21 protein-coding genes are annotated in these 24,289 nt (G+C 67.3%); 7 read left to right on the top strand and 14 right to left on the bottom strand.

Features of this window, described 5'->3' with window-relative positions:
- Positions 1-173: 173 nt before the first annotated feature.
- From AC5W54_RS07505 to AC5W54_RS07465, 9 genes are all read right to left on the bottom strand, one after another.
- Positions 174-1,124 (bottom strand): electron transfer flavoprotein subunit alpha/FixB family protein, encoded by a 951-nt coding sequence (locus AC5W54_RS07505; protein ID WP_495961451.1) that lies wholly within the window; start codon positions 1,122-1,124, stop codon positions 174-176.
- A gap of 28 nt (positions 1,125-1,152) precedes the next feature.
- Complete coding sequence (locus AC5W54_RS07500; protein WP_495961450.1) at positions 1,153-1,902, bottom strand: electron transfer flavoprotein subunit beta/FixA family protein; 750 nt, start codon at positions 1,900-1,902, stop codon at positions 1,153-1,155.
- 173 nt (positions 1,903-2,075) lie between these two features.
- The gene (locus tag AC5W54_RS07495) at positions 2,076-3,860 is read right to left on the bottom strand and encodes an acyl-CoA dehydrogenase (protein ID WP_495961449.1); all 1,785 of its coding nucleotides are present in this window, start codon (positions 3,858-3,860) and stop codon (positions 2,076-2,078) included.
- 240 nt (positions 3,861-4,100) lie between these two features.
- Positions 4,101-4,880: a 3-hydroxyacyl-CoA dehydrogenase gene (locus AC5W54_RS07490; protein WP_495961448.1), complete on the bottom strand. Its 780-nt coding sequence runs from the start codon at positions 4,878-4,880 to the stop codon at positions 4,101-4,103.
- Between the two features lie 20 nt (positions 4,881-4,900).
- Positions 4,901-5,671, bottom strand: coding sequence for a crotonase/enoyl-CoA hydratase family protein (locus AC5W54_RS07485; protein ID WP_495961447.1), 771 nt, complete (start codon positions 5,669-5,671; stop codon positions 4,901-4,903).
- Positions 5,672-5,685: 14 nt separating this feature from the next.
- A complete protein-coding gene (locus tag AC5W54_RS07480) occupies positions 5,686-7,557 on the bottom strand; it encodes a feruloyl-CoA synthase (RefSeq protein ID WP_495961446.1) in 1,872 nt (623 codons plus the stop codon).
- 283 nt (positions 7,558-7,840) lie between these two features.
- Entirely contained in the window at positions 7,841-8,281 is a 441-nt protein-coding gene (locus AC5W54_RS07475; protein ID WP_495961445.1) for a type II toxin-antitoxin system HicB family antitoxin, read from the bottom strand.
- Positions 8,282-8,283: 2 nt separating this feature from the next.
- The gene (locus tag AC5W54_RS07470; RefSeq protein WP_495961444.1) at positions 8,284-9,438 is read right to left on the bottom strand and encodes an ATP-binding protein; all 1,155 of its coding nucleotides are present in this window, start codon (positions 9,436-9,438) and stop codon (positions 8,284-8,286) included.
- A 77-nt stretch (positions 9,439-9,515) separates the two neighbouring features.
- Complete coding sequence (locus tag AC5W54_RS07465) at positions 9,516-10,421, bottom strand: LysR substrate-binding domain-containing protein (protein WP_495961443.1); 906 nt, start codon at positions 10,419-10,421, stop codon at positions 9,516-9,518.
- Between the two features lie 207 nt (positions 10,422-10,628).
- Here AC5W54_RS07465 and salA point away from each other — a divergent pair, with 207 nt between their 5' ends.
- Both salA and AC5W54_RS07455 read left to right on the top strand, forming a co-directional pair.
- Complete coding sequence (gene salA, locus AC5W54_RS07460; protein WP_495961442.1) at positions 10,629-11,933, top strand: salicylate 1-monooxygenase; 1,305 nt, start codon at positions 10,629-10,631, stop codon at positions 11,931-11,933.
- 113 nt (positions 11,934-12,046) lie between these two features.
- Positions 12,047-13,306, top strand: coding sequence for a benzoate/H(+) symporter BenE family transporter (locus AC5W54_RS07455; RefSeq protein WP_495961441.1), 1,260 nt, complete (start codon positions 12,047-12,049; stop codon positions 13,304-13,306).
- A gap of 79 nt (positions 13,307-13,385) precedes the next feature.
- On the opposite strand, the gene AC5W54_RS07450 is transcribed toward AC5W54_RS07455, so the two are convergent.
- The 3 genes from AC5W54_RS07450 to AC5W54_RS07440 are packed head-to-tail and all read right to left on the bottom strand — an operon-like array spanning position 13,386 to position 16,511.
- Entirely contained in the window at positions 13,386-14,420 is a 1,035-nt protein-coding gene (locus tag AC5W54_RS07450) for a TRAP transporter substrate-binding protein (protein ID WP_495961440.1), read from the bottom strand.
- 34 nt (positions 14,421-14,454) lie between these two features.
- Positions 14,455-15,426 carry a PDR/VanB family oxidoreductase gene (locus AC5W54_RS07445; RefSeq protein ID WP_495961439.1) on the bottom strand — a complete coding sequence of 324 codons (972 nt, stop codon included), beginning with the start codon at positions 15,424-15,426 and terminating at the stop codon, positions 14,455-14,457.
- Positions 15,423-16,511, bottom strand: a complete 1,089-nt coding sequence (locus AC5W54_RS07440) for an aromatic ring-hydroxylating dioxygenase subunit alpha (protein ID WP_495961438.1) — start codon at positions 16,509-16,511, stop codon at positions 15,423-15,425. The genes AC5W54_RS07445 and AC5W54_RS07440 overlap by 4 nt, the downstream gene beginning before the upstream one ends.
- 171 nt (positions 16,512-16,682) lie before the next feature.
- Between AC5W54_RS07440 and AC5W54_RS07435 the strand changes: the two genes are divergently transcribed.
- The 4 genes from AC5W54_RS07435 to AC5W54_RS07420 all read left to right on the top strand — a co-directional run bounded on the left by AC5W54_RS07435 (position 16,683) and on the right by AC5W54_RS07420 (position 20,509).
- Positions 16,683-17,378: a GntR family transcriptional regulator gene (locus tag AC5W54_RS07435; protein ID WP_495961437.1), complete on the top strand. Its 696-nt coding sequence runs from the start codon at positions 16,683-16,685 to the stop codon at positions 17,376-17,378.
- A 278-nt stretch (positions 17,379-17,656) separates the two neighbouring features.
- Positions 17,657-18,691, top strand: a complete 1,035-nt coding sequence (locus AC5W54_RS07430) for a TRAP transporter substrate-binding protein (RefSeq protein WP_495961436.1) — start codon at positions 17,657-17,659, stop codon at positions 18,689-18,691.
- A gap of 14 nt (positions 18,692-18,705) precedes the next feature.
- Positions 18,706-19,230: a TRAP transporter small permease gene (locus AC5W54_RS07425; RefSeq protein ID WP_495961435.1), complete on the top strand. Its 525-nt coding sequence runs from the start codon at positions 18,706-18,708 to the stop codon at positions 19,228-19,230.
- Positions 19,223-20,509, top strand: coding sequence for a TRAP transporter large permease (locus tag AC5W54_RS07420; RefSeq protein ID WP_495961434.1), 1,287 nt, complete (start codon positions 19,223-19,225; stop codon positions 20,507-20,509). Before AC5W54_RS07425 ends, AC5W54_RS07420 begins: the two co-directional genes overlap by 8 nt.
- 31 nt (positions 20,510-20,540) lie before the next feature.
- Here AC5W54_RS07420 and AC5W54_RS07415 read toward each other — a convergent pair whose 3' ends face one another.
- Positions 20,541-21,479 (bottom strand): helix-turn-helix domain-containing protein, encoded by a 939-nt coding sequence (locus AC5W54_RS07415; RefSeq protein WP_495961433.1) that lies wholly within the window; start codon positions 21,477-21,479, stop codon positions 20,541-20,543.
- 143 nt (positions 21,480-21,622) lie between these two features.
- Here AC5W54_RS07415 and pobA point away from each other — a divergent pair, with 143 nt between their 5' ends.
- Positions 21,623-22,807, top strand: coding sequence for a 4-hydroxybenzoate 3-monooxygenase (pobA, locus tag AC5W54_RS07410; protein WP_495961432.1), 1,185 nt, complete (start codon positions 21,623-21,625; stop codon positions 22,805-22,807).
- 112 nt (positions 22,808-22,919) lie between these two features.
- Here the strand turns inward: pobA and AC5W54_RS07405 are convergent, their stop codons facing one another.
- Positions 22,920-24,185, bottom strand: a complete 1,266-nt coding sequence (locus tag AC5W54_RS07405; protein WP_495961431.1) for an MFS transporter — start codon at positions 24,183-24,185, stop codon at positions 22,920-22,922.
- Positions 24,186-24,289 lie beyond the last annotated feature (104 nt).

The following is a 24,289-nucleotide window of genomic DNA, read 5'->3' as shown; positions in this document are numbered from 1 at the left end:
GGTGAAGACTCTGCATCTGTCTTGATGCCAGTATGCATCAGCATTGGCATCACAGCGAGACGCCTGTGACCACAGCCGCGCACCGTGCTGCCCGTCCGTCATGAACCATCCAGGCAGACAGCGGGCCGGCCCCGAAAGGACCGGCCCGCGTTATCGTCGGTACGGAGAGAGACTTACAGCTTCTGCTCGAGCTCCGGCAGCGCCTGGAACAGATCCGCGACCAGGCCATAGTCCGCCACCTGGAAGATCGGCGCCTCCTCGTCCTTGTTGATCGCCACGATCACCTTGGCGTCCTTCATCCCCGCCAGGTGCTGGATCGCCCCCGAGATGCCCACGGCAATGTAGAGCTCGGGCGCAACGATCTTGCCGGTCTGGCCGACCTGCATGTCATTGGGCACGAAGCCGGCGTCGACCGCGGCCCGCGAGGCGCCGATGGCCGCGCCGAGCTTGTCGGCGATGCCCTCGAGCAGTTGAAAATTCTCGCCGCTGCCCATGCCGCGGCCGCCGGAGATCACGACCTTGGCACTGCCCAGCTCGGGGCGGTCGGACTTGGCCAGCTCCTCCTTGATGAAGATGGACTGGGCGTTGTCGGCCCCATTCGTGAAGGACAGGTCCACCGCTTCGATGGCGGCGCTGCCACCTTCGCCGACCGCGTCGAAGGCGGTGGCGCGCACGGTGATCACCTTGAGCGGATCGCCGCTCTGCACGGTGGCAATCGCGTTGCCGGCGTAGATGGGGCGCTGGAAGGTGTCGGCGCTCTCCACGGCGATGATCTCGGAGAGCTGCGCCACGTCCTTGAGCGCGGCGACGCGCGGCAGCACGTTCTTGCCGGTGGTGGAGGCCGCTGCCAGGGCGTGAGTGTAGTCGGAGGCCAGCTCGGCCAGCAGCGCCGCGGTGGGCTCGGCCAGTTGGTGGGCGTAGACGGCGTGGTTGGCCACCCGGACGCGACTCACGCCGTCGAGCCGGGCGGCGGCCTCGGCCACGGCGCCGATGCCCTCACCCACCACCAGCAGGTCGATATTGCCGCCGCCGTGTTTGGCAATCTGCTGGGCCGCGGCCACCACATGGGCGGTGGCGGCACTCAGCTGCCCGTCGTGATGTTCGGCGAGGACCAGAATGCTCATGCGATCAGCTCCTTTCAAAGCGCTGTTTTCAAATAACTTTGGCTTCGTTCTTGAGTTTGTCCACGAGCTCGTCCACCGAGCCCACCTTGATGCCGCCCTGGCGCTCGGGGGGCGGCTCGACCTTGAGCAGCGTGACCTTCGCGGCCACCTCGACGCCGAGCTCGGCCGGGGTCTTGACGTCGAGCGGCTTCTTCTTGGCCTTCATGATGTCGGGCAGCTTGGCGTAGCGCGGCTCGTTAAGGCGCAAATCCGTCGTCACAATGGCCGGCAGGGTGAGCTCCACGGTCTGCAGGCCGCCGTCGATCTCGCGGGTCACCCGCGCCTTGTCGTTCTCGATGACCACCTCGGAGGCGAAGGTGCCCTGGGGCAGGCCGGTCAGGGCGGCGAGCATCTGGCCGACCTGGTTGTTGTCGCTGTCGATGGCCTGCTTGCCGAGGATGACCAGCCCCGGTTGCTCGGCCTCCACCACCTTGGCCAGCGCCTTGGCGGCGGCCAGGGACTCGACGCGTTCGTCGGTCTCGACATGCACGGCGCGATCGGCGCCCAGCGCCAGGGCGGTGCGCAACTGCTCCTGGGCGGCCTTGGGACCGATGGTCACGGCAACCACTTCGGTGGCCACACCCCTTTCCTTCAGGCGCACCGCCTCTTCCACGGCGATCTCGCAGAAGGGGTTCAGGGCCATCTTGACGTTGGTGAGGTCGACGTCGGAGTGGTCCGGCTTGACCCGGATCTTGACGTTGTAGTCGATGACGCGTTTGACCGCGACGAGGACTTTCATGGCGTTTCTCCTGTTAAGCAGCTCAGTGGAGCCGGTGTGGGCTTTTCCGGGGGCAGGCCTACGCGGGGGCGCTGTGAACCCCTCCCTGGGCGCTACCGATTCCTTCCCTGGAATCGGACCCTCCTCTTCGGCCTGCCCCCAGCGCCCATCACCCGGGAGTGTGGGGGGAGCTCTTAGAGCCCGCCTTCGGGAAACCGGGTCAATACCGCCCCGGCCTGGCGCAGGGTATGACCGTGGGCCCGGGCCTGGGGGGCCTGGGTAGCCATATAGAAGCGCGCCAGTTCCACCAGTCCCGCCAGGTAGTCGGCGTCGCCGTCGTCGTTTTGGCGGCGGGTGTCGGCGGCGAGCGCCAGGCGCGACATCTGCCAGGCGCCGCAGGCGATGCCCAGCAGGTGCAGCAGGGGTACGGCACCGGCATAGAGGTCGGCGGTGTCGGCCCGGTGGGCGAGCAGCCAGTCGGTGGTCTCCTCGAGCAAGGCCGCCTGGTCGCGCAGCGCCTCCGCCAGGTCGCCGAGCCGTGCATGGCCGTCGAGTGGTGAGGCGGTCTCACGAATATCGGCGATCAGCTCGCGCAGGGTGGCGCCCTCTTCGCGCAGGATCTTGCGGCCCAGCAGGTCGTTGGCCTGGATGCCGGTGGTGCCCTCGTAGATGGTGATGATGCGGGCATCGCGGAACAGCTGGGCAACTCCGGTCTCCTCCACGAAGCCCATGCCGCCGAATACCTGGATCGCCTCGTCGCAGAGGTCGTTGCCCACCTCGGTGCACCAGCCCTTGGCGACCGGCATCAGGAGGTCGACGTAGCGGCGATGCTTGTCGGCGACCTCGGCCTCCGGGTGGTGGCGGGCGAGGTCGAACCAGCTGGCGGCGGTGTAGAGCAGGCCGCGCATGGCCATCAGCCGGGCGCGCATCGACACCAGCATGCGCTTCACGTCGGGGTGGGCGAGGATCGGCTTGCCGGCCCCGCCGGTGACGATATCGCGGCCCTGGACCCGCTCCCGGGCGTAGGCGAGGGCCGCCTGGTAGGCGCGCTCGCCGAGGGCCACGCCCTGCACCCCCACATTGAAGCGGGCGTCGTTCATCATCACGAACATGGTGGCCAGGCCCTGGTGCGGGTCGCCGACCAGATGGCCCAGGGCGCCGCCCTGGTCGCCATAGCTCAGGGTGCAGGTGGGGCTGCCGTGGATGCCCATCTTGTGCTCGATGGCGATGCAGCGGATGTCGTTCTTCTCCCCCGGCTCGCCCTGTTCGTCGAGCAGGTACTTGGGCACCAGGAACAGCGACAGACCCTTGACCCCGGGCGGGGCGTCGGGCAGCCGGGCGAGCACCAGGTGCACGATGTTGGACGTCAGCTCGTGCTCGCCGTAGGAGATGAAGATCTTTTGCCCGAACAGGCGGTAGGCCCCGTCGTCCGTGGGCTCGGCGCGCATGCGGGTGGCGGCCAGGTCCGAGCCGGCCTGGGGCTCGGTGAGGTTCATGGTGGCGGCCCACTCGCCGCTGACGATCTTCTCGAGCCAGGTGGCCTTCTGCGCCTCGCTGGCGGCGATCATCAGCGCCTCGGTCTGGCCCACGTTGAGCTGGGGCAGCATGGCGAAGGCCATGTTGGTGGAGAACCACATCTCCCACACCGGGGTGGAGACCAGCTTGGGCAGTCCCTGGCCGCCATGCGCCGGGGGCAGGGAGAGGCCGATCCAGCCGGCGTCGCGGAACTGATCGTAGGCCGCCTGCCAGCCGTCGGGGGTGATCACCCGCTCGCCCTCCAGGCGGCAGCCCTGCTGGTCACCGACCGGGTTGAGGGGGGCGAGCACGCCGGCGGCGAACTTGCCGGCCTCCTCCAGCACGGCGCCCACCAGGTCCGGCGAGGCGTCCTCGCAGCCGGGCAGCTCGGCGATCCGCTCGAGACCGGCCAGCTCGTCGAGAATGAACTGCATATCACGCAGCGGCGCTTGATAGTCGATCATGGTGATGGCGTCCTCAAACTGACAGTGACCGGATCGTGGGCGGAAAGGGGGCTGACCCAGTCCAACCGAGGCATGGAGCTGTTTTCAGCAGGCCTAGCGAGATGAGCGCCGGGGACAAGCCGAAGCGAGGGTCTTTTGCCATGGATGGCAAAAGTAGCGCCCAGGGATGGGTTCACAGCGCCCTCGCGTTGGCTTGGCGCCGGAAAAGCTCATCGCTTTCACCGAGCCGTGAAAAAACTCTTAACGCGGTGCCATGCGAATGGCCCCATCCAGGCGGATGGTCTCGCCATTGAGCATGGCGTTGTCGACGATATGGCAGGCCAGACGCGCGAACTCGTCGGGCTCGCCCAGGCGCTTGGGGAAGGGGATGGCGGCGGCCAGGGACTGCTGCACCTCCTCCGGGAGAGTCTTCATCAGCGGGGTCATGAAGAGCCCCGGGGCGATGGTCATCACCCGGATGCCGTGACGGGCCAGCTCGCGGGCCATGGGCAGCGTCATGGCGACGATACCGCCCTTGGAGGCCGCATAACCGGCCTGGCCGATCTGGCCGTCGAAGGCCGCCACCGAGGCGGTGTTGATGATCACGCCCCTTTCGCCGTCCTGCTGGGCCTCGCCCCTGGCCATGGCGGCGGCCGCCACGCGCGCCATGTTGAAGCTGCCGTTGAGGTTGATGTTGACGATGCGCGAGAAGGTGTCGAGGGGCTGAGGGTTGCCTTCGCGATCGAGTACCTTGGCCGGGTTGCCGACCCCGGCGCAGTTGACCAGCCCGTGCAGGCCGCCAAAGGCCTCCACGGCCAGGTCGACCGTCGCCTGGGCGTCCTGCTCATCGGTGACGTCGGTGCGCCGGAAGCGCACGCGTTCGCCCTGGGCGTTCAGTTCGCTGGCCAGGGCCTCGCCGCGTTCGACGTTGAGGTCGGCGATCACGACCTTGCCGCCCGCGCCATGGAGGGCGCGCACGGTGGCCTCGCCGAGCCCCGAGGCGCCGCCGGTGACGATAAAGCTGTTGTCCTGGAATTTCATCTGGCTATCTCCTGGCGGAATCAGCTGCGGGGCCCCTGGCCCTTGCTCTTGAAGAAGCTGCCGATGCGCTCGGTGACCTCGGGGCTGGTCTGGGTCAGGGCGGCGGTCAGCGACTCGACGAAGAGGCCGTCGTCGCTGGACATGTTGTCGATGCGCGAGATGGCCGACACCATGGCCCAGTTGGCCATGGGCGCGTTTTCGGCGATGCGGGCGGCCAGCTGGCGGGCCTTGTCGAGGCTCTCGCCCTCGCCGACCACGTAGTGGGAGAGCCCCAGGCGCTGGCCCTCCTCGGCCTCCAGGATGCGGCCGGTGAGCATCATCTCGCACATGCGTCCGGGGCCGATGATGTTGGCCACCCGCACCGAGGCGCCGCCGCCGACGAAGATGCCGTGGCGCCCCTCGGGCAGCTGGTAGAGGGTGCTGGATTCGGCCACCCGCACATGGGTGGCGGTGGCCAGCTCCAGGCCGCCGCCGATCACCGCGCCCTGCATGGCGCTGACCACCGGGATGCCGCCGTTCTGCAGGCGATCGAAGATGCGGTGCCAGCCGCGGGAGTGCTGCATCACGCCGAAGGGGTCGCGGTGCTGGTGCTCGGCGAGATCCAGGCCGGCGCAGAAGTGCTTGCCCTCGGCGGCGAGGATGATCACCCGGGTATCCTCCGGGGTGGCGATCAGGGCCTCCTCCAGGGCGCCGAGCAGGCGGTCACTGACCGCGTTGCGCTTCTCCGGTCGCGCCAGGGTGATGGTGTAGATGCTGTCGTCCAGCGATGTCTTGACCAGGGTGTCGCTCATGGTGTTCCTCGGCATCAATGCTCGGTATTCAGGGTGATGACACGGGGATCGCCCGTGTCGTCGTAAAGGGCGCGCACCAGGTCGGCGCGGCGCTCCAGCACCTTGCGCTGGTTGATGTAGCCCTTGTCGGTGATCTCTCCGGCCTCCACCGAGGGGGACTCCGCGAGCAGCAGGGCGCGGGTCGGGTAGGTGGAACTGCCGCCGCCGCCCGCCTTGAGGGTGCGCATGGCCTCGCGCACCCGTTCGACCACCGCCGGATGCGACAGCACCGCCTCCACCGGGGCGTCCTCGGGCAGCCCCGCGCAGAGGCGGCGGCACTCGGCCAGGTGGGGGAAGATCAGGAAGCCGATCTCGTCACGATCGTGGCCGGCGACCACGATGTCCTGGGCGATGGGCTTGAGGGCATCCAGGCCGGCCATGCGCAGGGCACCCACATGCACCCAGGTGCCGGTGAGCAGCTTGAAGTCCTCGCTGACGCGACCATCGAAGAGCAGGCCCAGCTCGGGGCGCTCGGGATCCACGAAGCGCACGGCGTCACCGATCCGGTAGAAGCCCTCGTCGTCGAAGGCCTTGGCCGACAGCTCGGGCTGCTTCCAGTAGCCGCTGAAGATGTTGGGACCCTTGACCCGCACCTCGAGCTTGCCCGCCGTGGGCACCAGCTTGAGGGTGGTGCCCGGCACCGGCACGCCGATCACCCCGGAGCGCACCGCCGGGAAGTGACAGTCGGTGCAGATGGGAGCGGTCTCGGTGGCGCCCCAGGAGGAGGCGATCAGCACCTCGCGGCCGGTGGTCTCCCGGGCCATCTCCTCGAGTTCCTTCCACAGGTGGTCGGGCAGGGCCGCGGCGGCGTAGAAGATCAGCTCCAGGCGCTGGAAGAAGGCCCGGCGCAGCTCGGTGTCGTCGCGCAGCAGGGGCACCAGCATGTCGTAGGCACGCGGCACGCTGAAGTAGTGGGTCGGCGAGACGTCGCGCAGATTGCGGGCGGTCTTCTCGATCAGCTGCGGGGTCGGCTTGCCGTCGTCCAGATAGAGGGTGCCGCCCCAGCGCAGGATGATGTTGAAGTTGTGGTTGCCGCCGAAGGTGTGGCTCCAGGGCAGCCAATCGAGCAGTACCGGCGGGCGCTCGGCCAGGGTCGGCCAGAGCAGGGCCTTGGCCTGCTGGTTGGAGCAGAGCATGCGCTGGGTGTTGGGCACCGCCTTGGGGGTGCCCACCGAGCCCGAGGTGAAGAGGAACTTGGCGATGGTCTCCGGAGTAATGGCAGCGAAGGCGGCCATCACCGCGGGCTCATCGCTATGCTGCTCCAGCGCGGCGAAGGGGGTGGCCCCTTCGGTGGCGGCGCTGCGGCTACCGGCAACCACCACACCGTCGTGGTGCTCGGCGATGGCCGCCAGCGCCGGTGCAAAGGGCTCGATGGGATCGGCGTAGACCACCCCGGGCTGGAGCAGCTCGATCTGGCTCTTGAGCTTGGCGTGATCCCGGGACATCAGCGAGCTGCCCGGCGAGATCGAACAGGAGGGCACGCCGATGTGCATGGCCGCCGTCATCAAGAGGGCATGCTCGATGCTGTTGTCCGAGAGGATCACCAGCGGGCGCTCGGCACTGAGGCCCTGGGTCAGTAGCCAGCTGGCGATGGCGATCACCCGCCGGCGCGCCTCGCCGTAGGTGAGCTTGTGCCAGGCGTCGTGGGCGTCGCGCTCGGCCAGCCAGACGCGGTCTGGTGCCTCGCGGGCCCAGTGCTCCAGCCACTTGCCGCTGCAGCGGGCGTAGTCGTCGCCCAGCGGGATGGCGGAGTCGAGCAGCTGGGTGCCGTCCTCCCGGCGCTCCAGGCGCACCTGGGGCGCGGTGAAGGCAGGGGCTTGGGGTTGGTCGAGCGTGGAGGCTGTCATTATCGGCTCCTTGCTGTCTGCCGGCAGGGTCCCGGGTTGAGCTGTATGTTGTTAGAAAATACTGTTGTGTCTATAAACAATATAGAGACTACAACAGCTCCCCGGACAGGTCATTCACAGGCGTCTACATCTTTGGTCGAGTATGGGCCTGGGATGAGTGTGAGCTCTCGGGCGGGGAGGGGGAGAACGAAAACGGCGGCCCGGAGGCCGCCGTGGGGGAGGAGGGTTCAACATCCGTCGGGTGCAGCCCTTGTCGGCTCGCGTCTGTCGCCGAACGGAGGTCTTACGAGGCGTGGCGCTCAAGCTCGTGAATCGCGGCGCGAGTGAGAAAGGCCGACCGGCTCTTGATGCCGTGCAGGGTGACGTAATCGTCGATCTGTTTGACCACGCGCCCGGGCAGGGTGACGTTGACCTTTTCGGTCTTGCCCAGGTAGGGGGAGACATCGATCTCGACCAGCCCCCAACCCCAGCCGGCGAAGTCGGGGTTTTTACGATGCTCGGCGATACTGCCCGGCATGGGGATCGGCTGCCCGGCGGCCGCGAGTTCTTCGAGCTGGATGTGTGCGACCTCGACGGCCATCTCATAGGCCTGTTCGATGGTGTCACCGGCGGTGATGGCGCCGGGGATATCCGGAAATACGATGCCGGTGGCGGTATTTTCGTCACCCCATTCGATGGCGATGGGATATTGCATGGCGCTTCCTCCTGCCGAGCTCATGGTCATATCTATCCCCTATCGCCAGACAGCAGCCATGCTCCCATGCCGCTATCCTCCAGGGCGTACACCCCGCGGCCCGAGCGCCACACCAACCCCTTCTCACGCAGTGACTCCAATCCGCGCTGGATCGTTGACGGTGCCGGTCGGGTCTTGCGCCCAGCGCGGGCTTGGATCTCTTGCAGCGTGCTCCGGGTGAATGGCGTAAAGGGGCGTTTTTCGGCTGATGCCCGGGACAGAACGAACAGGATCGCCTGCTGAAGCCCCGTCAGCTGGTCGAAATCGGACTGGAAAATAGCCAAGTAGTCCGCCTGGACCGCTTCGGCTCCCTGCTGCAACAGCGTGCCCAGATCAGAAGCACGCCCAAGCTCCAACGCGACTCGCTTGACGACTTCCCAAAGCAGCTCGGGTCGATGCCCCATGCGCTCGAAGGCCTGCGCGACATCGGCCACCTGGAAGGTGTTACCCGGCGCAAGCTTCGCGTTGACGTGCTGGGTGAACGCCTCGACGAAGTCGCTGCTCAGCAGTGGAAAGGGGGTGACGGTGTTGCCGAAGAAGGGTTGGTCCCGGCTCAGCACGAGCTGCGCCAGCTTGTCCCGGCTGCTTCCGGTGAAGACCAGTCGCAGGCCTGGTTGCTTGGTGCCCAGGGTCAGCGCATCTCGGGCAGCCTTGAGCGCGAACATGGTGTTCATGCCCAGCTCGCTGTTCAGTGCATGCTGCGCCTCGTCGACGAACAGGATCACCAAGCGCCCCGATGCCTCATGCAGCGCCTGGAGGGCCTCAGTCAGCGTGGCTTCGTCGGGCAGCGCCGGCTGTGAGAGGTCCCAGGTCAGCGTCCGATGCAGACTGACGGAATCGACACCCGCCGCGCTCAACAGCCTCTTGATGCCCGGCGCATAGGACTGCAGCTTGGCCATGATGGCGCGCTCGATCAGTAAACCGGGGTCAAGATGCCGGTTCGTCCAGAGATCAACGTAGACCACCTCCCAGCCCCGATGCTCGCAGGCAGGCATCAGATCCTGGCGCAGGAAGGTGCTCTTGCCGGTACGGCGTGGCGCGGCGAGGAACAACCCGCCGCTGTAGTCGACCAGGCTCTCGCCAGCGAGGCCGGCCACGATCGATTCGGTCAGCGCTGGACGATGGAAGACAAAGGATCCGGGAACCATGGAATACGCCTCTTTACCCAGGTATGCGTAAAATTATACATAAAGCTGGTAGAGAGGGGTAAGGTAAGTGTTCATGGTCATTCGGCGAACATCTCGAAGATCAGCCCGCGCAGCCAGCGGTTGCCGGCATCCTGGTGGAAGCGCCGGTGCCAGAAGAGGTTGATCGGGATCTCGGGGAAGGGCACGGGATGCTCGCGCATCGCCAGCCGGAAGCGCTCCCGGGTCACCTCGGCCAGCTTGTCGGTGACGGTCACCACCAGGTCGGTGCTGCTGACGATATAGGGCACCGCCGCGAAGTGGGGTAGCTCGAGCCTGACCGGCCGGCTGACCCCCGACCGGGCCAGCTGTTCCTCCACGATGCCATGGCCGGTGCCGCGGGCCACCACCACGGCATGCTGGGCGGCGACGAAGGCGTCCAGGTCGAATTCGCCCGCGGCCAGGGGGTGGTCGGCCCGCATCAGGCAGACATAGCGCTGCACGAAGAGCCCCTGCTGGTAGAAGCCGGCGCCGAGCTGGGGAATCAGGCCGATGGCCAGGTCGATCCGTCCCTCCTCCATCTCCCGCTTCAGGTCCTCGTGCTGGCTGCGCACCGTGCTCAGGGCGATGCCCGGCGCCTCCCGGGTCAGGCGTTCGAGCAGGCGAGGCAGGAAGACGATCTCGCCGATATCGGTCATGGCGATGTTGAAGGTACGCTCGCTCACCGCCGGGTCGAAGTCCTCCGGCCGGTTGAGGGTCTCCTGCAGCTGGGCCAGGGCCTGGGCGATCGGTGGATGCAGGCGGGTGGCCAGTGGTGTCGGCATCAGGCCCTTGGAGGTGCGCTCGAAGAGCTCGTCGCCGAGCAGGGTGCGCAGCCGCTTCAGGGCGTGGCTGACCGCGGGCTGGGTGAGACCGAGGCGCAGGGCCACGCGCTGGGTGTTCTGCTCCTGGTAGAGGAGGTCGAACACCACCAGCAGGTTCACGTCGATCTCCGACAGTTTGATCATGGCGTACTCGTCGTCAGGGGCGATTTTCGCCTGGGCGGTGGCATTGGACAAAGGTCGAGTTCGGGCGGGCGAAAAATGATCCAGGTCATTGTTTCATCGGCTTATTAGTCGTGCTTATGCGGTGAATGCAGGGGGCTGTGTGGCTGCTGTCGGGGCTGGGGAATAGCGTGGTGAGGACGACAACAACCCCTGACAGGAGATACGACCATGGTATCCAACCCCCAACCAAAACGCCTTTCCATCGGCATCATCGGCGGCGGCATCGGCGGCGTGGCCTTCGCCGTGGCCCTCTCGCGGGATCCCGGCCTCGACGTCCAGCTCTTCGAGGCCGCACCGCAGTTCTCCGAGATCGGCGCCGGTGTCTCCTTCGGCCCCAACGCCGTGCGGGCCATCCAGCTGCTCGGCCTGGAAGCCTCCTATCGTCGCATCGCCGACGCCTCCCCGGCGCCCTATGAGGACGTCTGGTTCGAGTGGCGGCGCGGCCGCGACGACGCCTACCTGACCGCTTCCCTGGCACCCGGCTGCGGCCAGTCCTCGGTGCATCGGGCCGACTTCCTGGACGCCATCGTCGCCAACCTGCCCGAGGGGATCGCCCATTTCGGCAAGCGCTGTGTCGAGGTGCAGCAGAACGGTGAGGGTGCCACCGCACGCTTTGACGACGGTACCTCCTTCACTGCCGATATCCTGATCGGCTACGACGGCATCAAGTCGGCGGTGCGTGAGCATGTGCTGCCGCCGGCCCAGTACGGCGACCTCGGCCCGTTCTGGAGCGGCACCCATGCCTATCGCGGGATGATTCCCACCACGCAGCTGGAGGCGGCCATGGAAGCCAGGGGTGCCGACAGGCGGCTGGCGCTGGTGCCGCAGATGTACCTCGGCCCCGATCGCCACATCCTGACCTTCCCGGTCAAGCAGTCCGAACTGATCAACGTGGTGGCCTTCATCACCGACCGCTCCACTCCCAATCCCCGGCTGCCCGAGGGCGAAGCCTGGGTCACTGCCGTGAGCCAGGAGGAGATGCTCAGCGTGTTCGAGGGCTGGGGCGTGGCATCCCAGGCCATCCTGGCCTGCATTCCCGAGCCGACGCGCTGGGCCCTGCATGAGCTGCCGGAGCTGCGCTTCTATCACCGCGATCGGGTGCTGATCGTGGGGGATGCGGCCCATGCCATGGTGCCTCACCAGGGCGCCGGGGCCGGCCAGGCGCTGGAGGATGCCTATGTGCTGGCCAGCCTGCTCACCGACCCGGCCTGCGATCAGCACAACGCCCAGCAAGCCCTGGCGGCCTTCGAGGCGGTACGCCACGGGCGCACCTGCCAGGTGCAGCGCACCTCCCATGAAGCGGGGGACCTCTACGAGTACAGCGCCCCAGGGATCGGCGATGACGAAGCGAAGATCTCTTCCGAGCTGGAGACGCGTTTCGACTGGCTCTGGACCCACGATCCCCGGGACGACGTGCTCGCCGCCAGGGAGCGTCTGGGCTGGGAATCGATTCCGTCCCTCGAAACTGCCTGAGACTCGTCCCGGCGCTGGGCCGCCTCAAAGCGGCCACCGGGATCTACCCGGCCGGCGACGAATGCCTCCGGGACGAGCCCCTGATACCAATGACAACAACCCCTGGAGCACACATGAAACATATCGAGAAGGGCGTCGGCCTCCGATCCGCGCCCCGCGACTTCCTCCGCGACCTCAACGGCGATAACCTCAGCGCGGGCATCGTCGCCGGCATCTTCGGCCTCAGTGCCGGCATCATCCATATCAGTGCCGGCACCGCCGCGGGGCTCGATTCCCACTTCATCATGATCTGGGTCGTCAGCTACCTGTTGATCAACGGCCTGTTCGGGCTGTTCGTGCCGGCCTACTACCGGCTGCCCCTGCCCATGGCCAACTCCATTCCCGGCGCGCTGCTGTTCGCGGCCATCATTCCCGTGGTCGGGCTCGAGGCGGCCCTGGGCGCCACCCTGATCGCCGGGGCCATCTCCCTGGTGGCTGGCCTGGCCGGGGTGATGGGCCTCGTGATGAAGCTGATCCCGATGCCGATCGTGATGGGCATGGTCGCCGGCATCCTGCTCAAGTTCGGTCTCAACATGGTGGCCCCGCTGGAGAACGCCATGCTGCCGGCGGCCATCATGATCCTGGCCTTCTTCCTCTCGGCGCGCCTGCTACGCAAGATACCGCCGCTGATCGTCGCCATGCTGGCCGGTATCGCCTACATGGCCTATAGCGGCGTCGACTTCTCCGGCGTGGCGTTCTCGGTGACCTTCCCCGAGTTCATCGTGCCCGAGTTCACCCTGGGGGCCTTCCTGGCTTACGGCCTGCCGCTGGCGCTGATCCTGGTGGGCATGGAGACCCCGGCCGGGGTGGGCCTGGTCAAGGGCATGGGCTACAAGGAGGTGCCGGCCAACGCCATCACCGCCGTGGGCGGCGTCGGCACCATGATCTCGGCCTTCTTCAACCTGCACAGCACCTGTATCGCCGCCCCGGCAACGGGTATCTGCGCCTCGCCGGAGGCCGGCGATCGCGACAAACGCTGGGTGGCCGCGGTGATCACCGGTGCCATCTTCATGCTGGGCGCCCCCTTCTACGGTTTCGTGGTCAGCCTGATCCAGTCCATGCCGGGCTATTTCATCGCCATCATCGCCGGCCTGGCCCTGGTTCGCGTGATCACCTCGGCGATGCAGATGACCTTCTCGGGCAAGCACGAGATGGGGGGGCTGTTCGCCTTCCTGATCGCCGCCTCCGGCCTGCAGATCCTGGGTATCGGCTCCTCCTTCTGGGCCCTGGTGCTGGGCGTGCTGGTGTCGCTGATCTTCGAGGCCAGGGATTTCGAGTTCGCCACGGCCCGGCCGGTGACCCGCAAGCCGTCATTGAGCAAGAAGGCAGGCTGAGGCTTCGCCGATAACGCCGATGGCGGGCCACTGGGCCCGCCGTCGTCTGCTGGTTGCCTTGCTTGCTGGATTCCCGTCCTCAGGCCTCGCAGCCCTCCTGGAGCCGCAGGGCGGCCTCGTAGATCTCGCCGGCCTCGTCGCCGGTCTCCTCCAGGTAGCGGTCGATGGTCTCCTGCAGCACGGGGCCCCAGTCCGGGTGGTCGAGGGCGTCCTCGATGACCAGGAACTCGTGGCCGGCCTCCTCGGCGTCCTGGCGGCCCTGGCGGATCAGCTCGTCATAGACGGCGGCGGCGCGCAGCGACCACTCCATGCCGCTGTGGTCGTCGATGACCCGCTGCAGGTCCTCGGGCAGGCTTTCATAGGTGCGCTGGTTCATGGTGGCAAACAGCGACAGGTCGTAGAGGGGCACCTCGGTATGGTAGCCGGCCAGCTCGTTGAGGCGGAAGGTCTTCATGGCCTCCCAGTTGAAGCTCAGGCCATCCACCACGCCGCGCTGCATGGCGGTGAAGACATCCGGTGCCGGCATGCCCACGGCCTGGGCGCCGAGGCGGGTGAACATGTCGCCGACCAGCGGCGTGGGGCGACGCAGGCGCAGCCCCTCCAGGTCCCGGGGCGTCTCGATCAGACGCTCCTTGGTGTGCAGGTAGCCGGGGCCGGTGGTGAACATGAACAGCGGGCGGGTATCGGAATACTCGGCATCGAAATGCCCCTCTTCGTAGAGGGACTGCAGGATGCAGGAGCCCTGGCGGCTGCTGGCCGAGACGCCGGGTAGCTCGACCACCTGGGTCAGGGGGAAGCGCCCGGCGTTGTAACCCTGGGCGGTGGCGCCGATATCGGCGATGCCGTTGACCACGCCCTGGTAGGCGTTGTCGGCGCCGGTCAGGGTGGCACCGGGGAAGACCTGCACCTGCAGGCGGCCCTCGGAGGCCTCCTCGACGCTCTCCGCCCAGGCCTGGAAGAGCTCGCGGTCGATCAGCGAACCGCCGGGCCAGACATGGGCGATGCGCAGGGTGGTGGCCTCGGCCAGGGCCGGTGAGGCCAGGAGGACGGCGGCCAGGGCGCTGCCGAGGGCGCTCTTCGAGGTGAAAGCGGTCACGATCTTGTGGGGTGTCATGGGGATTCCTCTTGTCGTTGTGTCGAGGCGATGCTTAGAGATCCAGTACCAGGACCCGGCTCTTGGCGCGCGAGCAGCAGGGGGTGAACTGGTCGTTGGCGGCGTGCTCGGCGTCGTCCAGGTAGAGGTCGCGATGCTCCGGTTCGCCCTCCAGCACCCGGGTCAAACAGGTACCGCACACACCCTGCTCGCAGGAGACCATGATCTCGATGCCGTTCTCGGCGAGGACCTGGTGCACCGTCTTGTCGGCGGGCACGGTGAAGCTGGCGCCGCTGCTGGCGATCTTCACCTCGAAGCTGTCGTCGTCGCGGGTGTCGGCCGCGGCGCCGGCGAAGTATTCGGTGTGCAGCTGGTGGCTGTCCCAGCCATGGGCCTTGCAGGTCGACAGCACGAAATCGATAAAGCCCTTCGGGCCGCAGATATAGACCCGGGTCCCGGGGTCGGGGGTGCCGACCAGCGGCTCCAGGTCGAGCTTCTGCTCGGGCTCGCCGTCATCGAAGTGGAAGTGCACGCGCTCGGCGAAGCCGGAGTCAGCGATGCGCCGGCGAAAGGCGGTGCGTTCCGGGGAGCGGGTGCAGTAGTGCATCTCGAAGTCGGCATCGGTGTGGGCCAGGCGCTCGGCCATGCACAGCAGCGGCGTCACGCCGATGCCGCCGGCCAGCAGCAGGGTGCGCTTGGCGTGCTCCAGCGGGAAGTGGTTCTTGGGGGCGCTGATCTGGAGCAGGTCGCCCTCGCGGATCTCGTCGTGCATGGCCACCGAGCCACCCCGGGAGGCCGGGTCGCGCAGCACCCCGATCAGGTAGCGGTCGCGCTCCTCGGGGTGATTGCACAGCGAATACTGCCGAACGACCCCTTGCTTGACCTGCACATCGATATGCGCACCGGCGCTGAACGCCGGCAGCGGCCGGCCGTGGGGATCGGCCAGCTCGAAGGTGACGATATCGTCAGCCTCCTGGCGCTTATGCTGGACCTCAACGATCAACGAGAGGGAGCTGGGAACGCTCATTTTGCAGCCTCCTGTGATGCCGTCTGCGCGTCGGCTTCCTCCGCCAGGATCCGGTCGATGATGCGCCGCGCCTGGACGCCGCCGCCGTCGATGTTGAGCTTGAGCAGCTGGCGGTCGGGGTAGCGCAGCAGGTTGCGCTGCTGGGCCTCGAGCATCTCCAGGTCCTCGGCGAAGATCTGCCCCTGGCCCTCGCGGATCCGTTCGGTGAGCTCGCCGTCCTCGGGCTTGAAGTTGCGCGCCATGCCCCAGAAGTACCAGATCGAGGTGTCGGTCTCGGGGGTGATGAAGTCCACCACGATGCTCGAAGCCTTGACTTCCGCCGGGGCCTCGTAGCCGCCGTGGCCGGCATGGGCCACGCCCACCTCGATCAGCACGTGGCTTGGCGGAGTGAAGCGGCAGACCTGCCAGCGGTCCACCGGCACGTCGTCGGCCAGGCCGCAGCCGCGCAGGGCCGCCTGCCAGAAGGGCGGCGCCGGAATGCTCTCCATGTGCCGGCTGGTGATCACCTCGTCGCCGTTGACGGTGGTCTCGGGGGCGGCCTCCTCGATCTCCGGCTGGCCGATGCTGGAGGCGTGCACATAGGTCTCATGGGTCAGGTCCATGAGGTTGTCGATCATCAGCCGGTACTCGCACTTGACGTGGTAGAGGCCACCGCCATAGGCCCAGTCCGGGTTATTGGCCCAGTGCAGCTCGGGGATCAGGCTCGGGTCGGCCTGGTCCGGGTCGCCGGGCCAGATCCACACGAAACCGTGGCGCTCCTCCACCGGGTAGGCGCGGATGCTCGGGAAGCCGCGGACCCGCTGGCCCGGCATGCTGGCGCACTTGCCGTTGCAGCCCATCTCCAGGCCGTGGTAGCCGCAGACCAGCTTGCCGTCGCGCACGAAGCCCAGCGAGAGCGGGGCGCCGCGATGGGGGCAGTAGTCCTCCACGGCGGCCACGCGGCCCTCGTCGCCGCGGAAGAAGACGATCGGCTCGTTGCAGATGGTGCGCCCCAGCGGCTTGTCCTCGAGCTCGTCCGGGGTGCAGGCGACGTACCAGGTATTCTTGGGATAGGGGGCATTGGAATAGGGGGCTTGGAGTGTCACGGCTCTCTCCTCGGTGGTGCCGGGCATATTCGCCAGCGCTGCTGTCATCGGTCGGGGATGTTATGTTTGGATCCAAAGTAGAGCCCATGGTCGCGCGGGAGGTCAATTTATGCTTTAGTTGGATCCATTAGAGATCGAAAGCACAACAGGCAAGGACAACAGGACAATCCGGTGAGTAACAGCGACAAGAGTGTGGTGAGCCGACTGCGAAAGCTGATCGGCGAGGGGGCCTACCGGCCGGGCGAGCGCCTCGGCGAGGTGGCGGTGGCGGAGCAGTTGGGGGTCTCGCGCACCCCGGTGCGCCTGGCCTTCCGCACCCTGGAGCAGGAGGGACTGCTGCAGCGGGCCGGCAAGCGCGGCTTCATGGTGCGGGAGTTCACCGAGGCCGATGTGCTCTGCGCCGTGGAGGTGCGCGGGGTGCTGGAGGGATTGGCGGCGCGTCGCCTGGCCGAGCAGGGGGTGTCGGCGAGCCTGGACGATGAGTTGCAGGTTTGGATCCAGAGAGGGCGTGAGCTGCTGGCCAAGGGCTATCTGGAGGAGCGTGATATCGACGCCTGGAGTGAGCTCAACCGCCACTTCCACGAGACCATCGTCGGCTCGGCCGGCAGCCCGGTGATCGGCGACGCCATCGCCCGCAATAACCATCTGCCCTTCGCCGCTGCCGACTCCATCGTCATCGACAGCGAGGCCCTGGACCGGGAGTACCGCAAGCTGCAGCTGGCGCAGATGCAGCACGAGCTGGTGGTCCAGGCGCTGCGCCACGGCGAGGGGGCGAGGGCCGAGATGCTGATGCGCGAGCACGCCTTCATCGGGCTGCGCTACGCCGAGCTGCTGGGCCTCGAGCCTGGCCCCGTCCGTGAAGGGTGATACGACTAAAGTCGCCCGGGTATCTTGGAAAAGTCCAAATGATAGTGCTGATAATGCCTTATTCGTCGTGCTGGCTCTGGGAAAATGTCATGTCATGCCAAGACGCAGGCGGTCATCCGCCCTGCGGCTTGCCCTCCTACCAAGGTCGAGATAACGCGGCTTTGGTGCTTGGTGTAAGTTGAGCAGGGAAGCGAACAGAGGTTCGCAATGCGAACGTAAACTGGATCCATAATGACAGCCAAAGCGCCCCGATGAGGGCGCCGATGAGGAATGCCCTGATGAACCGTGTCCTGACCCGCTGCCTGTTGGCGGCTTCCATCGCTACTCTCACTGCGGCGTCCACCGCCCAGGCCTCCACCACCCTGCGCATGTCCCACTTCTGGCCCGACGGCTCCGGTATCAACCAGGAGATCTTCCAGGCCTGGGCCGATGCTCTCGAGGAGCAGTCCGGCGGCGAGCTGCGCGTCGAGAACTACCCCTCCCAGACCCTGACCCGGGCCGACCAGTCCTACCAGGGCGTGGTCAACGGCATCTCCGACATCGCCATCACCGCCCAGGGCTACACCGCCGGTCGCTTCCCGCTGTCGCAGATCGTCGAGCTGCCGGGGGTCTCCGACACCGCCAGCCAGGGCGCCTGCATCCTGCAGAGCCTCTACGACGACGGCCATATCGCCGGTGAGTACGACGACACCAAGGTGCTGTTCATGTTCACCACCGGCCCCGGCTACCTGCACACCGTGGATGACGACATCCAGTCGCCGGCCGATCTCTCTGGCCTGCGCATCCGCCGTCCCACCGCGGTGGCCGGCGAGATGCTCGAGCGTCTCGGCGCCCAGCCGGTGGGCATGCCGGCCCCGGACATCTACACCTCCCTGCAGCGCGGCGTGATCGACGGCCTGAGCTTTCCCTGGGAGGGCATGAAGGTGTTCCGTCTCAATGAGTTGGCCAACTACCACACCCAGGTGCCGTTCTACTCGCTGATCTTCGTCGCCACCATGAACCAGCGCAGCTTCGATCGCCTGAGCCCCGAGCAGCAGGCGGTCATCGAGGACAACAGCGGCATGCAATGGAGCGAGGTAGCGGGCCGGGTCTTCGACGGCCTGGACGAGGCCGGCAAGCAGGAGGCCGAGGAGGCAGGCCACACCATCCGCGTCATCGACAACCCGCTCGAGCATGACGACTGGGCCGGCCCGCTCGAGGCAGGCATCGAGAACTACCTGAGCGAGCTGGAAGGCCGCGGCCTGGACAACGCCCGCGAGGTCTATGAGGCGGCCGTGGCCGCACGGGATGCCTGCCCGGTCGAGCAGAGCTGAGCGGGGGGCATTCCATGCAAGCCTTGTCGTTCGTGAGTCGCCAGCTGGCACGCCTGAGCCTGCTGGTGGCCGGCCTGGCGCTGCTCGGCCTGATGGGGGTGACCATCGTCGATGTGCTGCTGCGTCTGGTGTTCCGCCTCTCCGGTGGGGCCCTCAACTGGAGCGTGGTGGGCAGCGTCGAGCTGGTGAGCTACCTGCTGATGTTCTCTCTGCTGGCCGCCATGGCGGCCAGCGTCGAGCGCTCCCAGGTCGTGGTGGAGGCCTTCAGTCATGGCCTCTCCCCGACCCTCAAGGAGCGCCTGGGGGGGCTGTTCCTGGCCGGCTTCGTGGTGCTGGGCACGGTGATGGCGATCGGCCTCTGGCAGGAGGCGCAGGTCGCCAGCCTGCGCGGCCAGGTGACCCAGGACCTGCGCCTGCCCATGGGCCCCATCTACCAGTTCGGTGCGCTGCTCTGTGCCCTGCTGGCGCTGCGCAGCCTGATCCACGCCTTGCTGGGCCTGCTGTTCGCCACCGAAGGGGGAGGGGTGCACCATGAGTAGCGAGATGATCGGCGGCATCGGCTTGATCGGGCTGTTGCTGCTGCTGGTGCTGCGTGTGCCGGTGGCCCTGACCATGCTGACCGTCGGGGTGGTGGGCTTCGCCCAGGTGATCTCCTGGCCGGCGGCGCTCTCCATGGTCAAGTCGGTGCCGGTGGACGTGCTCTCCAACTACAACTTCAGCGCCATTCCCATGTTCATCCTGATGGGGGTGCTGGCGGCCCACTCGGGCATGGCCGGCATGCTGTTCAACTCCACCCGCACCATCTGCGGTGGCTGGAAGGGTGGCATGGCGATCGCCACCGTGGGCTCCTGCGGGGTCTTCTCGGCGATCTCCGGTTCCTCGCTGGCCACCGCCAGCACCATGACCCGGGTGGCCCTGCCGGAGATGGAGAAACATGGCTACAAGCGTTCGCTGGCCACCGGAACCCTGGCGGCTGGCGGCACCCTGGGGATCATGATCCCGCCCAGCATCGCCCTGTTGATCTATGCGGTGATCACCGAGCAGTCGGTGGGCGACATGTTCGCCGCGGGGATCCTCCCCGGCCTGATGGGGCTCGTCTTCTACGCCCTGACGGTAAGCGTGGTGATGCGCCTGTGGCCGGACATGGCGGTACCCGGCGAGCCGACCAGCCTGGCCGAGAAGGTGGGCTCCCTGGCGGGGCTGCTGCCCTTCTTCACGGTCTTCGTGATCATCATCGCCGGCATCTACCGGGGCATGTTCACCCCCACCGAGGGCGCCAGCGTCGGTGCCTTCGCCACCCTGCTGTATGCCTTCTACAAGGGCATGCGCCTGGCCGGGCTGTGGCACAGCGTGCGGGAGACCCTGGCGCTCTCGGCGGTGGTGTTCTTCATGCTGGTGGGGGCCGAGACCCTGGGCTACTTCATCTCGGTGTCGCGGATCTCCTTCACCATCAGCACCTTCCTCGGTGGCCTGGACGTGCCGAGCATCGTGGTGCTGCTGCTGATCCTGCTGCTCTACTTCGTGCTCGGCATGTTCATGGACTCCATCGCCATGCTGGTGATCACGGTGCCGGTGGTGTTCCCGATCATCACCATGCTGGGCATCGATCCGGTGTGGTTCGGCATCCTCACCGTCTTGACCGTGGAGCTGGGGCTGGTGACGCCACCGGTGGGCATGAACGTCTTCGTGATCAAGGCCATGGCGCCCCACGTGACGCTGGGCGAGATCTACCGAGGCGTGGCGCCCTTCATCGTCGCCGACCTGCTGCGCCTGGTGCTGCTGATCGCCTTCCCCATCCTGACCCTGTGGATACTCTGACGGGCTCTGCCCCATCCACGACGCCCCCGGTTCAGCTCGCCTGGCCGGGGGCGTCGCGTTTCTGGGCCTCGCTGGCATGCTGACGCAGCCGGAAATCCCGCGGCGAGTGGCCGGTATGGCGCTTGAAGAAGCGGGTGAAGTAGGCCGGTTCCGAGAAGCCCAGGGCGTCGGCCACCTGACCGATGGTCATGTTGGTGTAGGTGAGCTGGCGCTTGGCCTCCAGCAGCAGGCGCTCGTGGAGCAGCTGCAGGGCGCTGCGGCCGGCCAGGCGGCGGCACAGGGTGTTGAGGTGGGCGCTGGTCATGCCGAGCTGACTGGCCAGCGACTCGACGCTGGGCTGCTGGCGGTACTGGGCCTCGATCAACGCCTGGAGGCTGGCCAGGTGCTCGTAGCCCTTGTGTCGCTGCTGTCGGCCAGTACGTGGTGTGCGCTCGTCTCGCGAGGTGTCGAGCCGCGACAGCTCCACCACCAGGGCCTGGGTCAGTGCCTCCAGCAGGCTGGTGCGCCCCGGTGCCGGCCGGCGGTACTCCTCGTCGATCTGCGCGATCAGGGTGGCGATGCGCCGTGCCTCCCGCGGCTGGTCGAGACGGTGGAAGTCGGCGCGACCGAGTGCCTTGCCCTGTTCGGCCAGGCTGTGGGCGAGGTGCTCGGCCAGGGGCTGGGCCAGGGTGACGATATGCCCCTCGATATCCTCGGAGAAGCGGAAGCCGTGGATGGCCATGGCGGGTACCACGATGACCAGCGGGCCCGTCAGGCGATGGGGGGTGCCCTCCAGCTCCAGGGCCACGCTGCCGCTGGCCACGTGCAGCACGTGCACCAGGTCGGCATGGCGGTGGGGGCGGATGTGCCAGTCGTGCAATTGGCTGCGTTCGGGAATCGACTCGCAGTGCAGCAGGTCCGGTGTCGGCCAGTGGCGAGTCTCGCCGTAGAGCTTGAAGACCGGCACCTGGGGGGCAGGAGCGGTGGGCATGACACCTCCTGGGGTTCGACCAAAGTCGATGCGATATCCACGTAATGTCCAAGTATTGATGCCGATGATGCCTTATTTTTGCGTTGGATTCATTGAAAAATACAAGTCACCGCATCATCAACGAATTCGATAGGGGCATCCCCATGAGAACTCAAGTCGCCATCATCGGTGCCGGGCCCTCCGGCCTGCTGCTCGGCCAGCTGCTGAGCCGCCAGGGCATCGACAACGTCATCCTCGAGCGCAAGAGCGGCGAGTACGTGCTGAGCCGCATCCGCGCCGGGGTCCTGGAGCAGGGCATGGTCGACCTGCTGCGCGAGGCCGGGGTCGATGAGCGTATGGACGCCGAGGGCCTGCCCCACGACGGCGTCGAGCTGGCCTTCGACAACCGCCGGGTGCGCGTCGACCTCGCCGGTTTGACCGGCGGCAGCAAGGTGATGGTCTACGGCCAGACCGAGGTGACCCGCGACCTGATGGAAGCTCGTGCGACCATCGGCGGCAAGACCCTCTACGAGGCCGACAATGTCCAGCTCCACGACCTGGAGAGCGAGGCGCCCTGGGTGACCTTCGAGAAGGATGGCGAGACGGTGCGTCTCGACTGCGACTACGTGGCCGGCTGCGACGGCTTCCACGGCGTGTCGCGCCGGTCGATTCCCGAGGGGCGCATCAAGACCTTCGAGAAGGTCTATCCCTTCGGCTGGCTGGGGCTGCTCGCCGACACCCCACCGGTCGCCGACGAGCTGATCTACGCCCGCCACGAGCGCGGCTTCGCGCTGTGCAGCATGCGCTCCGAGACCCGCAGCCGCTACTACCTCCAGGTGCCCCTGGACGAGAAGGTCGAAGACTGGTCCGACGAGCGCTTCTGGGAGGAGCTCAAGCGCCGCCTGCCGGAAGAGACCGCCAGGCAGCTGGTCACCGGGCCGTCGCTGGAGAAGAGCATCGCGCCGCTGCGCAGCTTCGTGGTGGAGCCGATGCAGTACGGTCGCCTCTTCCTGGTGGGCGACGCCGCCCATATCGTGCCGCCGACCGGGGCCAAGGGGCTCAACCTGGCCGCCAGCGACGTCAACACCCTCTACCGGCTGATGGTCAAGGTGTACCAGGAGGGCCGCACCGACCTGATCCCGCGCTACTCCGAGACCTGTCTCAAGCGGATCTGGAAGGCTGAGCGCTTCTCCTGGTGGATGACTTCCCTGCTGCACAAGTTCTCCGACGAAGCCGACTTCGAGACCCGCATGCAGCAGGCGGAGCTCGACTACCTCACCTCATCCGAAGCGGGCCTGAAAACCATCGCCGAGAATTACGTGGGCCTGCCCTACGAGTCCCTGGAATAGCCTGCTCGGCTTCGGGCTTCGAGCGGCTCGTAGCCCGGAGCCCAACACGATTTCCTCCTTGTCCCGGGCCTTGTGGGGGTGCGGGACTTTTTGTCATTGGCGGCCGCCTTCGTCAGCCGTCTGCCGACGATGGGGCCGCTCGATCGGCTGGTGCGCCGGCTGGGGGCCTGACCGCGGCCTGGCCGGGCAGGCGGGCGATCCGCAGGGCGAGCAGGACGCCGAGCAGGGAGCAGGCGCCGGTGAGGCTCCAGGTCCAGTGCCAGCCCCCCGCCAGGGAGGCCATCAGCGCCACCCCGGGTGGGCCGGCGAATTGGCCGAAGGCCGACCACTGCTGCATCCAGCCCACGGTGGTGGAGATGGTGCGTTCGCTGGGCGCCAGCTGCACCGCCAGGGCGAAGAGGGCGCCGGGGATCAAGCCGCCCACTGCCGAGAACAGCAGCACGGCGGCGAAGCGTAGCAGCGGCAGGGCCTCGGTCAGGACGCTGTAGGCGAGGAAGGTGAAGAGCCCGGTGGCCAGGAAGCCCACCTGGAGCAGCCGCCTGGGGGCGATGCCGCGATGCATGAGCTGGCCGGACCCGAGGTTGCCGATCACGTTGATGGCGGCCACCAGGGCGGTCAGGGCGCCGACCTGGCCGCCACTGAAACCGGCCTGGTGATAGATCGACGGCAGGAAACCGATCACCGACAGCCACTGGCTGGAGTAGAGCCCGAAGCAGATGGCGACCAGCCAGGGGCCGGGGGCGCGCAGCGTCACGCGCAGCCGCTGGCCCCAGCCTTCGCCGAGGGCGGGGGCCAGGGCCCGGGCGGCCTGGCGCTGGTGGTCGGCGGGGATACCGCTCAGCAGGCACGGCAGCATCAGGGCGGTCCACAGGGCCAGGCACCACCACCAGCCCTGCCAGCCCAGCCCCTCGATGACCCAGGGGCCGATCAGCAGGGAGAGGCCGATGCCGATGCCCATGTAGCAGCTCCACAGGCCCAGCGCGCGGTTCAGCCGTTCGACCGGCACCAGCTGGCGCAGCAGCCCCGGGGCAGGCAGCACCGTCAGCAGGAAGCCCAGGCCCTCCAGGGCGCGACACAGCAGCAGGGAGGTGGCCGTCTCGGCCAGCCCGCCCAGCAGGCTGGCCAGCATCAGCAGGCCGAGGCCGGTGACCATGCTGCGGCGCAGCCCCAGGGCATCGGCGGAGAGGCCGATCACCAGCCCCAGCGACATGCCGGCCAGCTGCACCAGCGAGACCAGGAAGCCGGCCTGGACCAGGCTGATCGCCAGGGCGTCCTGCAGGACCGGGATGGCGGGTGGCAGCTTGCCGACGTGCAGGGCGGCGGTGATGCCGGCCAGCACCACCAGGACGCCGGGCGGCGGCACCTTCATGGCCTTCATGGCGTCTCCCGAGCGATGTGGTTATTGATCATTAGGAGGCTAAGGGAGGAGGCAGTCGAATGCCATGTCTGTGGGGTACGACTTAAGGTGGGTTCATCCCTCTG

The organism is Halomonas sp. LMYGS-3 (assembly GCF_059509875.1).
Note: the sequence above shows the minus strand (reverse complement) of the source record. Positions and strands in the feature narration are given on the sequence as shown.

Excerpts from the sequence above, each read along its gene's own strand:
- AC5W54_RS07430 (WP_495961436.1), top strand. The coding sequence starts at position 17,657 with ATGAACCGTGTCCTGACCCGCTGCCTGTTGGCGGCTTCCATCGCTACT.
- pobA (WP_495961432.1), top strand. The coding sequence starts at position 21,623 with ATGAGAACTCAAGTCGCCATCATCGGTGCCGGGCCCTCCGGCCTGCTG.
- AC5W54_RS07425 (WP_495961435.1), top strand. The coding sequence starts at position 18,706 with ATGCAAGCCTTGTCGTTCGTGAGTCGCCAGCTGGCACGCCTGAGCCTG.
- AC5W54_RS07495 (WP_495961449.1), bottom strand. The coding sequence starts at position 3,860 with ATGATCGACTATCAAGCGCCGCTGCGTGATATGCAGTTCATTCTCGAC.
- AC5W54_RS07405 (WP_495961431.1), bottom strand. The coding sequence starts at position 24,185 with ATGAAGGCCATGAAGGTGCCGCCGCCCGGCGTCCTGGTGGTGCTGGCC.
- AC5W54_RS07415 (WP_495961433.1), bottom strand. The coding sequence starts at position 21,479 with ATGCCCACCGCTCCTGCCCCCCAGGTGCCGGTCTTCAAGCTCTACGGC.
- AC5W54_RS07455 (WP_495961441.1), top strand. The coding sequence starts at position 12,047 with ATGAAACATATCGAGAAGGGCGTCGGCCTCCGATCCGCGCCCCGCGAC.
- AC5W54_RS07450 (WP_495961440.1), bottom strand. The coding sequence starts at position 14,420 with ATGACACCCCACAAGATCGTGACCGCTTTCACCTCGAAGAGCGCCCTC.
- AC5W54_RS07465 (WP_495961443.1), bottom strand. The coding sequence starts at position 10,421 with ATGATCAAACTGTCGGAGATCGACGTGAACCTGCTGGTGGTGTTCGAC.
- AC5W54_RS07445 (WP_495961439.1), bottom strand. The coding sequence starts at position 15,426 with ATGAGCGTTCCCAGCTCCCTCTCGTTGATCGTTGAGGTCCAGCATAAG.
- AC5W54_RS07475 (WP_495961445.1), bottom strand. The coding sequence starts at position 8,281 with ATGACCATGAGCTCGGCAGGAGGAAGCGCCATGCAATATCCCATCGCC.
- AC5W54_RS07470 (WP_495961444.1), bottom strand. The coding sequence starts at position 9,438 with ATGGTTCCCGGATCCTTTGTCTTCCATCGTCCAGCGCTGACCGAATCG.
- AC5W54_RS07490 (WP_495961448.1), bottom strand. The coding sequence starts at position 4,880 with ATGAAATTCCAGGACAACAGCTTTATCGTCACCGGCGGCGCCTCGGGG.
- AC5W54_RS07420 (WP_495961434.1), top strand. The coding sequence starts at position 19,223 with ATGAGTAGCGAGATGATCGGCGGCATCGGCTTGATCGGGCTGTTGCTG.
- salA (WP_495961442.1), top strand. The coding sequence starts at position 10,629 with ATGGTATCCAACCCCCAACCAAAACGCCTTTCCATCGGCATCATCGGC.
- AC5W54_RS07485 (WP_495961447.1), bottom strand. The coding sequence starts at position 5,671 with ATGAGCGACACCCTGGTCAAGACATCGCTGGACGACAGCATCTACACC.
- AC5W54_RS07480 (WP_495961446.1), bottom strand. The coding sequence starts at position 7,557 with ATGACAGCCTCCACGCTCGACCAACCCCAAGCCCCTGCCTTCACCGCG.
- AC5W54_RS07500 (WP_495961450.1), bottom strand. The coding sequence starts at position 1,902 with ATGAAAGTCCTCGTCGCGGTCAAACGCGTCATCGACTACAACGTCAAG.
- AC5W54_RS07505 (WP_495961451.1), bottom strand. The coding sequence starts at position 1,124 with ATGAGCATTCTGGTCCTCGCCGAACATCACGACGGGCAGCTGAGTGCC.